Origin of the sequence: Sulfurovum sp. (assembly GCA_020525365.1) — a bacterium.
In the GTDB taxonomy this organism is placed as follows: Bacteria; Campylobacterota; Campylobacteria; order Campylobacterales; family Sulfurovaceae; genus Sulfurovum.
The window spans coordinates 285,243-299,283 of sequence record JAIZOF010000001.1 but is presented as its reverse complement, the minus strand read 5'-3'; the positions used below and the strand labels follow the sequence as shown (position 1 = coordinate 299,283).

The following is a 14,041-nucleotide window of genomic DNA, read 5'->3' as shown; positions in this document are numbered from 1 at the left end:
ATCTATTAAAGCACCTGTGCCCTAGCGTTCATCATCACTACCATATCTTCGATACGTATACCAAATTCTCCTGGAATATAAATTCCTGGCTCAATAGTAAAAACCATACCATCTTCAATAATGGTTTCTGATTTAGAAGTAATATATGGCATTTCATGTATATCAAGCCCTACACCATGTCCAGTAGAGTGGACATAGTACTTGCCAAAACCTGCTTTCTCTATGAGGTTACGTGTAAGTGCATCAATCTTCTTAGCCTTCATACCACTTTGTGCTTTTTTAATAGCATTGTCATGAGCCTTAAGTACAGTATCGTATACCTTTTGAATCTTTTTTTTATTAAAACTCTGCTTGAGTTTAAACTGAAAATTATTCTCCACAAATACAGTACGCGTCTTGTCTGAACAGTAACGTTTATACTTTAGTCCCGCATCAACTAGTAGCAAATCACCTTTTCTTAGTCGTGTTTTAGAGGGCATCGCATGTGGTTTGGCGGCATTGGAATTGATAGCAACGATAGGATCAAAGCTAAGATCATATTTACCAAAACTACTTAGCACACTTTTTGCCATATATGCCAAAGAAAATTCATCTTTTCCAAAGCCATCTTGCTTAAAAATTTCTGCAAGACGTTTAAATGCCTTGGTACCTAGTTTGGCTGCTCTTGCAATAGTTTTTAATTCCATATCGGTTTTAATGATACGTTTCTTATGAGAGAAACTTGGTTCAGGTTTAAAATATATTTTTGTTTTAGAGGTAAGTACTTTAAATCCTGCCACACACCACTCTTTTGGGTCAAAAATAACCTTTTTAACCTTTGCACGTTTAAGTATCTTGGCTGCCCTTCCATAAAGGTCACCGTCAATAACTACCTCTGCACCCCTAACATGCTCTTGTGCATCTACAGTATAACGACTATCAGTAATGAAGAAGGCTTCCTCTCCTAAGCAAAGATAAAGTGCATTATCACAACTGTAGCCACACTCATAGTAGATAGCATTTTCATCTTTAAGTATATAATTCATATTAACCTTTACTAAAAGGAGAAGATTAAGAAGGAATGCAGTGGTGTATATCTAGGAGTGATACTCTTTGTTATGAAATAAGATTATTTCAGTTTTGAGTTGCCTGCTGCTGTGTCTGTGCCTCTTTCATCATCTTCATCTCATTGAGGATCTGTGTCATGCCAACCATTGCAAGATGGTACCCAAATGGTCCCATGCCAACAATCTGTCCTGCACATACTGGTGCCGTCAAAGATGTATGCCTAAACTCTTCTCTGGCATGGATATTACTTAGGTGTACTTCAATGGCAGGGATTTGCACTGCCATCAGTGCATCACGAATAGCAATTGAAGTGTGCGTATAGGCTGCAGGGTTGATAATGATTCCATCAGTATCACCCATACACTCCTGAATACGGTCTACAATTTCGCCTTCAAGGTTGCTTTGAAAGAACTCAATATCAACTTTATTTTGCTCTGCAAATGCTTTCATCTGCTTATGGATATCTTCGAGTTTCATTGGTCCATAAATATTTTGCTCTCTAAGTCCAAGCATATTTAAATTAGGGCCTTGTATGACTGTTATTTTCATTTAATTGCCTTATTTTAATGTATATTTAGGATATGATTTTATCGAAAAATATTTAAAAGGAGATGTCTTGGAGATTATTGTTGCTGATTATCTCTACATTGATGGCAGGTTTGCTGAGAACCTTGCTATCGCATTTGATACACACATTCAGGCTGTAGACTTATTAGAGAACCTATTGTCACAATATCCAGATGCCAAATTGGTCCGTTGTAAGCCCTACACTGTGCTCTATCCTGGATTTATAAATACTCATGTGCATCTAGAGTTTTCTGCCAACAAGACTGCACTTAAGTATGGCTCATTCATGTCTTGGCTCGATAGCATCATTGAGCACCGCGATGACCTTCTCAAAGATTGTAATAATAAGATAATACACAAAGAGTGCGAGAAAATGATGCGTTCAGGTATCACTACTTTTGGTGCCATCTCAAGTTTTGGTACAGAGTTGCAAGTATGCCAAGAGATACCTCAGCGTGTTATCTTTTTTAATGAACTTATTGGCTCAAATGCCCAATATGCAGACATGCTCTACAATGACTTTCTTGAGCGTATTAAGGTCTCGCAAAATGGTACAGCCTCTAGTCGCATTACCCCTGCGATTGCCATACACTCTCCTTACTCCGTACACCCTGTCATTCTACAACGTGCTGTGGCACTTGCTAAACAGAACAAAATGCCATTAACAACGCATTTTTTAGAATCACAAGCAGAGCGTGAATGGCTTGAGAAGGGTACAGGCGAATTCAAAAGTTTCTTTGAGAAATTCTTCGGTACCTCCATACCGGTAACAACCATTAAAGAATTTATGCATGCCTTTGATACCTATCCAACACATTTTGTTCACTGCGTGCAGGCTACAGATAAAGAGTTATCTTATCTTGCACAAAAGGGGCATACCATCGCTCATTGTGTACGCTCCAACCGCTATCTTGGGTGTGGCAGGCTCCCCATAGAAAAGCTTAGAAAGCTTAATATCCCCTACTCTATTGCTACTGATGGTCTTAGCTCCAATGACTCCTTAAGTATCTTTGATGAATTCCGTGCTGCACTAATGTTGCACCATCAAGGTCCGCTACAAAAGCTGGCACTAAAGTTTATTAAAGCTGCAACAGAAGATGCTGCAAAAGCACTAGGCACCAATGGTGGAAGCCTTCATGTTGGAAAAGATGCTGATTTTGCACTGATAACACTTCCTGAGTTACCAAAACGTACTGAAGAGATAGCACTCTGGAGTATTTTGCATACCAAAGAGGTTGATGCACTTTATATCGAAGGAGAAAAATATGTTTAAAAAAATAGGTTATATTATTAACTGGATAGGCAACCATTTTAAAGGTCTACTGTTTCTACTTATTGTATGGGTTATCTTTGTGCCTTCATCTCAAGTACCACTCAAAAACCCAAACCTTCAAGAGATTAAGCTCTTTGGTCCTATTCTAGATGCAGAGAACATTGTTAAGCAGATTGAAGAAGCAATACAAGATGATAACATTAGGGGTGTCTTGCTTAACGTTAACTCTCCTGGCGGTGCAGTACCTCCCTCTATTGAAATTAGCTATGCCATACGTAATCTTCAGAAGAGAAAACCTGTTATTGCCTACGCTTCAGGCATTATGGCAAGTGGAAGCTACTACAGCAGTATTTATGCTGGCAAGATTATTGCTAACCCTGGTGCCATCATTGGATCTATAGGCGTCATTATGGAAAGTATTAACATCAAAACCCTCATGGACACAATAGGTATCAAGCCACAAGTAGTTAAACAAGGGGTGTATAAAGAGGCGGGTACTTTTACTAGAAAATGGACTTCCCAAGAGCGTGCAGAGCTTGAACAACTAACGAAAGATACTTATGCTCTTTTTATTAGCGATGTTGCCAAAGCACGTAGGCTTGATATCAGCCATTCAGATAATTATGCCAATGCACATATCTTTCTTGCTGCACGCGCTAAAGAGATAGGGCTTATCGACCAAGTAGGGATCATCTCCCAAGCAAAAGAGGCATTAATGAAAAAGGCAAATATAACCAAGCCGATTTGGAAGAAAAAAGATAAACTCGAATCATTCATAGAAGAGATTATCCCTGAAACCATCATACAGCTACAAAGCTATTTGTATGGACTAAAAGCCATGCTTTAGATTATTTTTTCAAGCCTCTTCCCAGAATACCAATATAAAGTGCCTAAACAGCTTGTAAAAAATCTTTAGCAATCACCTCAGGGTCTTCGAGTCCTATTGAGACGCGGATGAGCCCCTCTGTTACACCAAGAAACTTTCTGTCTTCAGGGCTAAAATCACTGTAGATAGTGCTCTGCATATGAAGCGCTAGCGTACGGTTGTCTCCAATATTTGCTGTGAGTGTTGCCAATTTAAGATTATTTAAAAATGCAAAGGCGCGCTCAGCACTACCTGCATCAAGTGTCAGCAATGGACCACAACCATGAGGGAAATCAAGCTGATAGCGCACATGATCCTCACTTTGAGGCAAAGAGGGGTGATTAATGCTCATACTATTTGGTAATTTTTTATCGAGAATATTTGCCACTATAGCAACAGACTTATTCACACGTTCTATACGAAGCGATAGGGTCTCAAGCCCTAACATTGTTAAAAAAGAGCCAAAAGCATTAGCAGTCATCCCCATATCACGAATGGCTCGCTTTTTACAAATGGAGATGAAAGCTTTATCTCCCATCTTGTTAACAATCTTATGTATATCGGCATACTTCTTGCTATAAAGCTTATCGCTATTCTCTTTAACCGAACGAAAGATTGCAATACCACCCAGTGCAGCAGAATGACCGCTTATATTCTTAGTACTAGAGTGTATCACAATATCAGCCCCAAGTTCCAATGGTCTTACCAATAGTGGTGTTGCTGTATTATCCACTACAAGCAGTGTCTTGTAGGCATTACAAATATCTGCGATATGTTTGATGTCAGGGAGCCTGAGACTTGGGTTTCCCACACTCTCCATAAGTACTATCTTCACACCCGATGCCAGCTTTTCCTTTATATGGGCAAAATCATTCACATCACAAAAACTATTGTAAATTCCAAATCGCTTAAATGTTTCATTGACAAGTGTATAGGTGCCACCAAAAAAACCTCCGATACAGAGCACCTCATCGCCCGCTTTAAGAAAAGCTGTCATAATCATGGAAAGTGCTCCCATACCTGAGGCAGTTGCAATAGCGCCAAAACCATTTTCCATTTTGGCAACAATACTTTCAAGTTTACTGTTTGTCGGATTGCCTACTCTAGCATAAAGTGGCTTGTTCACTTCGCCAGCAAAGATACTCTCTGCTTCCTGAGCATCCATATATCCAAATGCCGCAGAAGGTGCAATTGTTGGTGCAACAGGTCCTACTTTGGAACCTACACTTTGAACCAAAAACGTATTGTAGTAGTCAAAATTTTTATTCATTCTTTTAATCCTAATGATGAAAATTTATATTGAATAATTGAATGTTTCGTTGGCTCTCATTTCATAATGATTGAGTTCTGAAAGTGGAATACAAAAGACCTCTTCAATACCTTTTTGTATATCTTCCCAAAAAAGTTTTAATACCATATTGCCTGTACGGCAAATATCACCAAATGCATCAACTTCTAAAATCATAACAATATCTTTAAGCGTAATATCTTTAAGATTTTTGGCAAGCTTGTATCCACCATGTGCACCCTTGATACTCAAAAGTATCCCTTGCTTTCTTAGTTCAAGCAATATCTGTTCAAGAAAATTTTGTGGAATGGAGGCACGTGCTGCAATCTCTTTAATCTTTAGAACATCATTTCCAGAAGCATTTTCAAGCTCACGAAGTGCTGCTACTGCATAAATGGTTTTAGTGGAAATTCCTATCATGTTTTATCACCTTAAGTAGTTGTAAAACATAGTTATCATATTTAACTACTTCAACAACAAGATAGCTAATCGACACAAGGAGACTACAACTATAATTACATAAAGACTTCTAGGGTGTTTACAAGTACTTTTTCATATTCTATAACTGTAGTCTAGCCTAAAAATATTCTAATATCAAGTAAATCAATAGATTTTATTACTATTACTTTCCCTTTAAGACCTATTCCTTAAGAAAAATAGAGTCTAAATTCTGCTCCTTCATCTAAAATAGAATTGAGTTCTATATCGATGTGATACTGCTCACAAATACTTTTAACAATACTCAAACCAACACCAAATCCACCAGAGTAGGAGGTCGCTCGTGTAAATTTTTTAAAGATCTCTTTTTGTTTTTTAGGGTCGATACCCATGCCATAATCTTTGATTCTAAACATCTGATCTTTTAGACTTAGCTCTATCTTCGATCTTCTTGAGGAGTATTTAATGGCATTACTTATCAGATTTCCAAACAGAAGTGTTGCCTGTGCTTTTGGAATCATATACTTTGTACTTTCTGTCTCAACTTTCAATGAAATCTGCTTAACTTCAGCAAGTGGCTTATAGTAGGCTATACTGCATTTAAGTACTTCCATAAGATCAATCACTTCGTCATGTTCTTTATTTGTAGAAAAATTCAAGTAGGTCAAAGAGCGATAAATATCATACAATTGCCTAGTACTAATGGAGATATTTTTGAGTATTTTCTTGCTACACTCTCCTTGCTTAAGTGCCTGATCTGTTGCCATTGTTAAAGAAGAGATAGGCGTATTGAGCTCATGGGTAACATCATTAATAAAGCTCTCTATCTGCTTAACACGTTGATGTACTGGGCGTATAAAAATCTTAGAGAGAACCCATGCTATCAATGCAATAAAGAGTGCAACAACTATCATTACATTAACTACTGTTGTCCTCAGTGTGGTCATTTTATGCTTAAGAAAATCTGTCTGAAGTACCACATATTTAATATTAAGATGCTCTCTTGGTGCACTAGAGACTAAGATATTGTATCCATTTTTCCAGATATAGCCCTCACTTAAAGGAGCACTATCAATCAAGCTACCTTCAACAATCTTTCCTTTCGTATTAACAAGAGCAAGAATAATATCATCAGGAAGATTCAAGGGACTACGAGTACGTTGTTGCATATGGGCAAAAATAATATTATCTGATATCTTGTCAGCCATATGTACCAAGCGGTAATAGGCCTCATTCTCCAATGCATTTTTCTGTGCAACATAGTACCAATAACCAATAATTCCTATAAACAGAAAAGAAGAGATAATATAGAGTCCCAAAAAGGAGTAGAAGGATTTTTTTTCTAGTTCATTCATAACAATACCCTATGCCCCTTTGTGTCATAATCTTTTTGGAACCAATAATCTCTCTAAGTTTACGTATATAGGATCGTAAAGTTGCATCACTTGGCATAACATCAAACTCCCAAATATTCTGTGCAAGCTCCTCAAAAGAGATTGGACGATGTGGATGGGCAATGAAATAATCAAGTATCTCCTTCTCCTTAGGACTCAAAATCCACTCCTGTGTACCATTGCTAATAACTCTCTTACTTGGGTAGTAGACAAGTTTTTTATCTAGGCTCAAAACCTCTTCTTGCTCTATGCAAAAAAGTTTTTTACTCTTTTCAATACGCAATTTGAGCTCTTCAAGTTCAAAAGGTTTCTTGATATAATCATGAGCACCAGCATCAAAACTCTTTTTGAGATACATCAAATCATCATAGGCAGTAATTATAATCGCTGGTGTCATATTGTTAAAACTACGAAGCTCTCTTATGAGTTCTACTCCACTTTTTTGAGGAACATTAATATCAAAAATCAATAAATCGTAGTGATTCTTTTCTATAAGACCTTGTGCCTCATTTGCATCAAATGCCCTATTGACACTATAATACTCTAAAAGATAATCAACAATAATCTCCCCCAATACAGGATCATCTTCCATAACAAGTATTTTCACCGACCCCTCCGTTGATATTTTACTTTTTATCATCATACCTAAATATGACAGAAGTAGCTCGCATGTTCCAAATAACTCTTTTTTTACACCTACACACAACCTACACACAATTTGTATAATATATCAATAATATCTTAAAAAAATATCAAATAATAGTTAAGGAGAAAACATGCAAAGAAGAGAATTTTTAACGTTAAGCGTAGCGGCAGCGGCAGCACTCTTGACAGGATGTGGTCCACGTGCCGAATCACGTGGTGCTGGAAGTGAAAACCTAACTCCAAAATATGAACCACTAAGTGAAACCCTGGGCTTAAAATACAGATCACTTCCCATTCCACAACTTTTAGTAGGGACAGGAAGTGGTACACCTGATGACATAAAACAATATGATTTGACTATACACGAAGCCCAACACAGTTTTTTTACCGAAGCACAAACCCCTACTTATGCTGTCAATACAACCTATTTGGGACCAACACTATTGATAAAAAATGGAGAGAGTGTTTCTATTAACTATACCAATAGACTCTCTGAAAACATTACCATGCATGGACATGGCTTGCATGTTCCTCCAGGAATGGATGGCACCCCTTGGCAAACAATCAATCCAGGCAGTACATGGTCATCACAATTTACCGTAAAGCAACAGGCATCTACTGCATGGTACCATCCTCACACACTTCACAAAACCGCACAGCATGTCTATAAGGGTATTGCAGGAATGATTATTGTTGAAGATGACAAAAGTGCCAAACTAAATCTACCAAAACGCTATGGAGTTGACGATATTCCACTTGTACTTCAAGATAGAAGATTTGACAGCAATGCAAACATTGTATATTCACCTTCTCGGATGGAGATTATGATGGGATATGTAGGTGATACCTTTATTGTTAACGGTGCTATAGATCCTACATTTGACGCAGAAGCAAAAGAGATACGTTTCCGTATTCTTAATGGTTCTAACTCCACTATGTATAACCTTGGTTTTTCAGATGGTCGAAGCTTTAAACAGATTGCTACAGACAGTGGTTTTCTTGAAACACCCGTTACACTTACACGATTAACACTCTCTCCTGCCGAACGTGCTGAAATTGTTGTAGACCTCACCAATGATCTTAACAAATCACTTAGCCTGATGGAATACAACTATGATCAAAAGTTTCTTACAATTAATGTTTCTAAAACTGCATAAAAACTGCCACAAATCTTTCTCTTTTTTGTGGCAGTTTGCAATAATAAAAACAATCAATACAAAACTCTCTCCAAACCCTAAACATTACACACAATCTACACAAAATACCATTATACTTTATAATCAACACTTTACAATAGAAAATAGAGGTTAACAAAACCTACAAAAGTAACACAAAGGAAATATTATGTTACGACGCACATTTATTAAAGGGGTAACCACTGCTTCCATTGCAGGCGTAGCAGGCATAAAGCTTCAAGCATCAATACCCCATAAAACGCCAAGCCACAAATCTTTCTCTTTTTTGTGGCAGTTTGCAATAATAAAAACAATCAATACAAAACTCTCTCCAAACCCTAAACATTACACACAATCTACACAAAATACCATTATACTTTATAATCAACACTTTACAATAGAAAATAGAGGTTAACAAAACCTACAAAAGTAACACAAAGGAAATATTATGTTACGACGCACATTTATTAAAGGGGTAACCACTGCTTCCATTGCAGGCGTAGCAGGCATAAAGCTTCAAGCATCAATACCCCATAAAACGCCAAGCAGAAAAACCATATTAGAAGGAAATGAGTTCTTTTTAGAAATAGACTATACCACAGTAAACAAAACAGGAAAACCTACAATTGCCACAACCATCAACGGACAGATTCCAGGACCTACACTTGTATGGAAAGAAGGAGAGACCGTAACCATCCATGTTACCAATTATCTTAAAAAGAGCTCTTCCATCCATTGGCATGGTATTATTCTCCCCTACAAAATGGATGGTGTACCTGGTGTCAGCTATGAAGGTATTGCTCCTGGAGAGACCTTCACCTATCGCTTTAAGGTACATCAACATGGTACATTCTGGTACCATAGTCACAGTGGTTATCAGGAGCAGACAGGGATGTACGGTGCTATTGTCATCAAACCCAAACACAAGGAGCCTTTTCATTACGACAGAGAACATACCATACTACTCTCAGACTGGAGTGATGAAAAACCAGACAGTATCTATCGCAAACTAAAGCTCTTAAGCAATTACTACAACTTCAACCAAAAAACCATAGGTGATTTCTTCTCAGAGGTTAAGCAAAAAGGGTTTAGCAAGGCCTTGAGTGATCGAAAAATGTGGAACCATATGCGTATGAGCGATCGCGATCTCTCCGATGTGACTGGCTATACCTACACCTATCTGATGCATGGAAATAACCCTGCTACACAGTTTAAAGCCCTCTTTAAAAAAGGAGAAAAGGTTCGTCTTCGCTTTATCAACGGTGCGGCGATGAGCTTCTTTGACATACGCATTCCAGAACTTACGATGACCGTGGTTGCTGCTGATGGCAACCATATCAAACCAATCAGAGTCGATGAGTTCCGCATTGGTGTAGCAGAGACTTATGATGTCATTGTCGAACCCAGTAGCGTTAAGGCCTATGCCATTTTTGCTCAAAGTATAGATCGTAGTGGCTATGCACTAGGTTCTCTTACCCCTTCAAATTCTCTGCTTTCCAAAGCACCAAGAATGGACAATCCTCAAGCGCTTACAATGGTAGATATGGGGATGAAGATGAGTATGAAGTCTCACAAGAAGATGAGTATGGGAATGAAGAAGTATCGATGGGAAGAGATGGAGACACAAAAATATCCTATCACACCATTGCCAATGGCAAAAGGACCGCAGACCACTATGGTTGCAACAGATCCCAAATACCGCCTTGAAGATCCTGGTGTGGGACTACGTAACAATGGTAGACGGGTACTTACTTATGCTGATCTCAAGAACCGCTACTCTACTATTGATGCTCCTAAACCCAACAGAGAGATTGTGCTTCACCTTACAGGAAACATGGAACGTTATATGTGGTCAATCAACGGTATCAAGTACGCCGATGCCAAACCATTGATATTTCACTACGGTGAGCGACTTCGTATTACACTCATTAATGACACAATGATGAATCATCCTATGCACCTACATGGACTCTGGAGCGACCTTGAGACAGGTGATGACAACCATCTAGTACGTAAACATACTGTCATTGTTCAGCCTGGATCAAAAATTAGCTACCGTGTAACAGTTGATGCCAAAGGGGCATGGGTCTACCACTGTCATCTGCTCTACCACATGGCAGGTATGTTCAGAAAAGTTGTTGTGATCTAAGGAGATAGAAATGAAAAAAATATTAAAAACACTCTTGCTGTCCATAGTTATGGTTACATCGGCTTATGCTGCCAGTGCAGATGATCCACTACGTACCATGTTTCTTGTTGATCAACTTGAACTACGTGGCAACAATGCATATTCTCACACTTGGGATACTACACTTTATATAGGCTATGATCTTGATAAACTCTATCTTTATAGTAAGGGTGAAGCGACATCAAAGGGGCTGGAGCATACACAGAATGACTTCGTCTACTCCCGTGCCATCATGCCTTTTTGGGACGTACAAGCAGGTATCTGCTACAACAAAAATACCAATACATCAAATATGTGGTGGGAGATTGCTGTTGCTGGTCTGGCACCCTACTGGTTTGAAACCCGTGCAGCACTGTTGCTAAATACAAATGGCAATATTGGACTCAGGCTCGATGCTGAATATGAGATGTTATTTACTCAGAAGCTTATCCTTACACCTAAAATAGAAATGGATTTCTACAGTGAAGATGATTCGATGCTCCAGATAGGTTCGGGGCTCTCATCTGCTGAAGCAACACTATATCTACGATATGAGTTTGTGCGAGAATTTGCGCCCTACATTGGAATAAACTGGGGAAAAACATTTGGTAATATGCGTAACAATTATGAACCAGTAGATAAAACGGTACTGATTGCTGGTGTGAGATTTTGGTTCTAAGGAGACTCTACTTTGGTGTAACAATGTCACCAGAAACCTCTAGAGTGTTTAGACAATAGAGAAAAGCTTAGCTCTATTGTGATTGGGGATTTATCAACCTCTTCTAGACCGACCATGACCACGTTGACTATGGCCAGAACCAGGATCGCGACCAGAATCATGTTGATCAGAATTCTTTTGATCTATTCCAGATCGACCAGAATCATGTTGATCAGAATTCTTTTGATCTATTCCAGATTGACCAGGACCAGATTGATTAGGATTATTTTGAACAGTAAATTGTCCCATCATTCCACTATCCTCATGTTGACCATGCGATACTACAAATGAACCCATCGCTAACTTTCCACCAATTTCAAGTCGTTGAACTACCTTTTTGGCACTCAAGTCAACTTTAACCAAGCTTCCCTCTTCGGTTAAGAACATATAAAAGTAACGACCATCTTTAGAGAAGTGATATTGAGGATGAGACTGTGTCTGCACAGTTCCCAGTTCATCTTTTGAGAGTTTACTTACCTCTATATCAGCTATTTTCTCATGGGTTAGTGTATTCATCACGGTAATAAAACTATCTTTATGGTTAATCACCACTGCAATATTATTATGTTTCATCTCATCGGTATGCCCTGCACCTTTTCCTGCATGAACTGTTTTAACAATAGTCATAGGAGAAGTAGTATAGTCTACCACAAATAAGTTCCCCTCATCAGAACCTACATAAATGGTCTTTTGATCTTTTAAGAAATTTAAGTGATGGACCCCCATAACCTCGGTCGATAGTCCCTCTTTTTTAATCTCTAGGTTCTCAATTATTGAGAGTCCTATTCCTTCTAAAAATTCTAGTTTTAGAACTGACGGGTAGACACCATTCGCACCCTCTGCTGTTGCATAAAAAATAGTTGAAGTTTGTATTCCATGCCTAGTGTGATGTTTGGTACCATGGCGCCCATGTATCTCTGGTGGAATTAAATTATGAACTGGAGAAGGGGTTTTGATTTCATTGACTTTAGTTGTTTGCCACATACCACTGTTATCTTTTTCTATTTTGTAGGTTGCAATCTTCTTATGTTGTCTGTCTATCAATACAAAATGGTTACCAGAGATGAAACCCCTGATAATGTACCTACTAACGGGAACTATCAAGGCTATGGTCAGTACGGAAGAGATCAAGCAATAGCATATTTTGGTGACAAAATGAATAACTTTATCGTTGTAGTCGATATAGAAAATATGGAAGTGATAGATATCATTGTAACAGGACATGAGAAAACATATGCTGCTGAGATCATCAAAACCAGAGCTAATCATGGGATGGAAAATCCTAAAATGTATGTAGACAATCGAGGAAGTAATATTATAGATGTTATTGATTCATCTATTAATGTTATTGTAAAAAGTATTGAGTTGCCATTTCATCCACGAAGTATAGATGTAGAAAAGATGACAGGTTTGGTAGCAGTATCGGGTGTAGATAAACCTATGACGGCGATTATTGATAGTACTACCGATGAGCTTATAGCAACAGTGGGAGAGAATAGTGTGACCTATCCAACAACAAGTGGACACAGCTATATCTCTAGTGGCACAATGGCATCTGGGCATCCTCATTGGTTAAATGAGAACCATTTTGTATTGATAGACAGACAACATAAGAAGATTGCAACCTACAAAATAGAAAAAGATAACAGTGGTATGTGGCAAACAACTAAAGTCAATGAAATCAAAACCCCTTCTCCAGTTCATAATTTAATTCCACCAGAGATACATGGGCGCCATGGTACCAAACATCACACTAGGCATGGAATACAAACTTCAACTATTTTTTATGCAACAGCAGAGGGTGCGAATGGTGTCTACCCGTCAGTTCTAAAACTAGAATTTTTAGAAGGAATAGGACTCTCAATAATTGAGAACCTAGAGATTAAAAAAGAGGGACTATCGACCGAGGTTATGGGGGTCCATCACTTAAATTTCTTAAAAGATCAAAAGACCATTTATGTAGGTTCTGATGAGGGGAACTTATTTGTGGTAGACTATACTACTTCTCCTATGACTATTGTTAAAACAGTTCATGCAGGAAAAGGTGCAGGGCATACCGATGAGATGAAACATAATAATATTGCAGTGGTGATTAACCATAAAGATAGTTTTATTACCGTGATGAATACACTAACCCATGAGAAAATAGCTGATATAGAGGTAAGTAAACTCTCAAAAGATGAACTGGGAACTGTGCAGACACAGTCTCATCCTCAATATCACTTCTCTAAAGATGGTCGTTACTTTTATATGTTCTTAACCGAAGAGGGAAGCTTGGTTAAAGTTGACTTGAGTGCCAAAAAGGTAGTTCAACGACTTGAAATTGGTGGAAAGTTAGCGATGGGTTCATTTGTAGTATCGCATGGTCCAGCGTGATTGCGATCAACGTGATGCTGGTGAAGCGTGATTAGAGTCAACGTGATTCCGGTCAACGTGGTCGTGGCCATAGTCAACGTGGTCATGG

14 protein-coding genes are annotated in these 14,041 nt (G+C 38.3%); 7 read left to right on the top strand and 7 right to left on the bottom strand.

Features of this window, described 5'->3' with window-relative positions; translation table 11 throughout:
* Window positions 1-5 precede the first annotated feature (5 nt).
* Together LGB01_01525 and aroQ are read right to left on the bottom strand one after the other, a co-directional pair.
* The gene (locus tag LGB01_01525; protein MCB4752903.1) at window positions 6-1,025 is read right to left on the bottom strand and encodes a M24 family metallopeptidase; all 1,020 of its coding nucleotides are present in this window, start codon (window positions 1,023-1,025) and stop codon (window positions 6-8) included.
* A gap of 88 nt (window positions 1,026-1,113) precedes the next feature.
* On the bottom strand, window positions 1,114-1,596 hold the full coding sequence (aroQ, locus tag LGB01_01520) for a type II 3-dehydroquinate dehydratase (GenBank protein ID MCB4752902.1): 483 nt from the start codon (window positions 1,594-1,596) through the stop codon (window positions 1,114-1,116).
* Window positions 1,597-1,663: 67 nt separating this feature from the next.
* Between aroQ and LGB01_01515 the strand changes: the two genes are divergently transcribed.
* Together LGB01_01515 and sppA are read left to right on the top strand one after the other, a co-directional pair.
* On the top strand, window positions 1,664-2,887 hold the full coding sequence (locus LGB01_01515; protein ID MCB4752901.1) for a metal-dependent hydrolase: 1,224 nt from the start codon (window positions 1,664-1,666) through the stop codon (window positions 2,885-2,887).
* Window positions 2,880-3,734, top strand: coding sequence for a signal peptide peptidase SppA (sppA, locus tag LGB01_01510; GenBank protein ID MCB4752900.1), 855 nt, complete (start codon window positions 2,880-2,882; stop codon window positions 3,732-3,734). Before LGB01_01515 ends, sppA begins: the two co-directional genes overlap by 8 nt.
* Before the next feature lie 43 nt (window positions 3,735-3,777).
* Here sppA and LGB01_01505 read toward each other — a convergent pair whose 3' ends face one another.
* From LGB01_01505 to LGB01_01490, 4 genes are all read right to left on the bottom strand, one after another.
* Window positions 3,778-5,022 carry an aminotransferase class I/II-fold pyridoxal phosphate-dependent enzyme gene (locus LGB01_01505; GenBank protein ID MCB4752899.1) on the bottom strand — a complete coding sequence of 415 codons (1,245 nt, stop codon included), beginning with the start codon at window positions 5,020-5,022 and terminating at the stop codon, window positions 3,778-3,780.
* 24 nt (window positions 5,023-5,046) lie between these two features.
* The gene (locus LGB01_01500) at window positions 5,047-5,460 is read right to left on the bottom strand and encodes an Rrf2 family transcriptional regulator (protein ID MCB4752898.1); all 414 of its coding nucleotides are present in this window, start codon (window positions 5,458-5,460) and stop codon (window positions 5,047-5,049) included.
* Window positions 5,461-5,687: 227 nt separating this feature from the next.
* On the bottom strand, window positions 5,688-6,833 hold the full coding sequence (locus tag LGB01_01495; GenBank protein MCB4752897.1) for a HAMP domain-containing histidine kinase: 1,146 nt from the start codon (window positions 6,831-6,833) through the stop codon (window positions 5,688-5,690).
* The gene (locus tag LGB01_01490) at window positions 6,826-7,479 is read right to left on the bottom strand and encodes a response regulator transcription factor (GenBank protein MCB4752896.1); all 654 of its coding nucleotides are present in this window, start codon (window positions 7,477-7,479) and stop codon (window positions 6,826-6,828) included. Before LGB01_01490 ends, LGB01_01495 begins: the two co-directional genes overlap by 8 nt.
* A 169-nt stretch (window positions 7,480-7,648) precedes the next feature.
* Between LGB01_01490 and LGB01_01485 the strand changes: the two genes are divergently transcribed.
* The 4 genes from LGB01_01485 to LGB01_01470 all read left to right on the top strand — a co-directional run bounded on the left by LGB01_01485 (window position 7,649) and on the right by LGB01_01470 (window position 11,538).
* Complete coding sequence (locus LGB01_01485) at window positions 7,649-8,674, top strand: multicopper oxidase domain-containing protein (protein ID MCB4752895.1); 1,026 nt, start codon at window positions 7,649-7,651, stop codon at window positions 8,672-8,674.
* Between the two features lie 187 nt (window positions 8,675-8,861).
* Window positions 8,862-9,107, top strand: coding sequence for a hypothetical protein (locus LGB01_01480; protein MCB4752894.1), 246 nt, complete (start codon window positions 8,862-8,864; stop codon window positions 9,105-9,107).
* A gap of 33 nt (window positions 9,108-9,140) precedes the next feature.
* Complete coding sequence (locus LGB01_01475) at window positions 9,141-10,841, top strand: copper resistance system multicopper oxidase (GenBank protein MCB4752893.1); 1,701 nt, start codon at window positions 9,141-9,143, stop codon at window positions 10,839-10,841.
* A gap of 10 nt (window positions 10,842-10,851) precedes the next feature.
* Window positions 10,852-11,538, top strand: a complete 687-nt coding sequence (locus LGB01_01470; protein MCB4752892.1) for a copper resistance protein B — start codon at window positions 10,852-10,854, stop codon at window positions 11,536-11,538.
* Between the two features lie 93 nt (window positions 11,539-11,631).
* Here the strand turns inward: LGB01_01470 and LGB01_01465 are convergent, their stop codons facing one another.
* A complete protein-coding gene (locus LGB01_01465) occupies window positions 11,632-12,621 on the bottom strand; it encodes a hypothetical protein (GenBank protein ID MCB4752891.1) in 990 nt (329 codons plus the stop codon).
* Between LGB01_01465 and LGB01_01460 the strand changes: the two genes are divergently transcribed.
* On the top strand, window positions 12,604-13,953 hold the full coding sequence (locus LGB01_01460; protein ID MCB4752890.1) for a hypothetical protein: 1,350 nt from the start codon (window positions 12,604-12,606) through the stop codon (window positions 13,951-13,953). The genes LGB01_01465 and LGB01_01460 overlap by 18 nt on opposite strands.
* Window positions 13,954-14,041 lie beyond the last annotated feature (88 nt).

Coding starts and splice junctions, on each gene's coding strand:
- aroQ (MCB4752902.1), bottom strand. CDS start 1,596: ATGAAAATAACAGTCATACAAGGCCCTAATTTAAATATGCTTGGACTT.
- LGB01_01470 (MCB4752892.1), top strand. CDS start 10,852: ATGAAAAAAATATTAAAAACACTCTTGCTGTCCATAGTTATGGTTACA.
- LGB01_01525 (MCB4752903.1), bottom strand. CDS start 1,025: ATGAATTATATACTTAAAGATGAAAATGCTATCTACTATGAGTGTGGC.
- LGB01_01460 (MCB4752890.1), top strand. CDS start 12,604: ATGTTGTCTGTCTATCAATACAAAATGGTTACCAGAGATGAAACCCCT.
- LGB01_01500 (MCB4752898.1), bottom strand. CDS start 5,460: ATGATAGGAATTTCCACTAAAACCATTTATGCAGTAGCAGCACTTCGT.
- LGB01_01475 (MCB4752893.1), top strand. CDS start 9,141: ATGTTACGACGCACATTTATTAAAGGGGTAACCACTGCTTCCATTGCA.
- LGB01_01495 (MCB4752897.1), bottom strand. CDS start 6,833: ATGAATGAACTAGAAAAAAAATCCTTCTACTCCTTTTTGGGACTCTAT.
- LGB01_01485 (MCB4752895.1), top strand. CDS start 7,649: ATGCAAAGAAGAGAATTTTTAACGTTAAGCGTAGCGGCAGCGGCAGCA.
- LGB01_01480 (MCB4752894.1), top strand. CDS start 8,862: ATGTTACGACGCACATTTATTAAAGGGGTAACCACTGCTTCCATTGCA.
- sppA (MCB4752900.1), top strand. CDS start 2,880: ATGTTTAAAAAAATAGGTTATATTATTAACTGGATAGGCAACCATTTT.
- LGB01_01505 (MCB4752899.1), bottom strand. CDS start 5,022: ATGAATAAAAATTTTGACTACTACAATACGTTTTTGGTTCAAAGTGTA.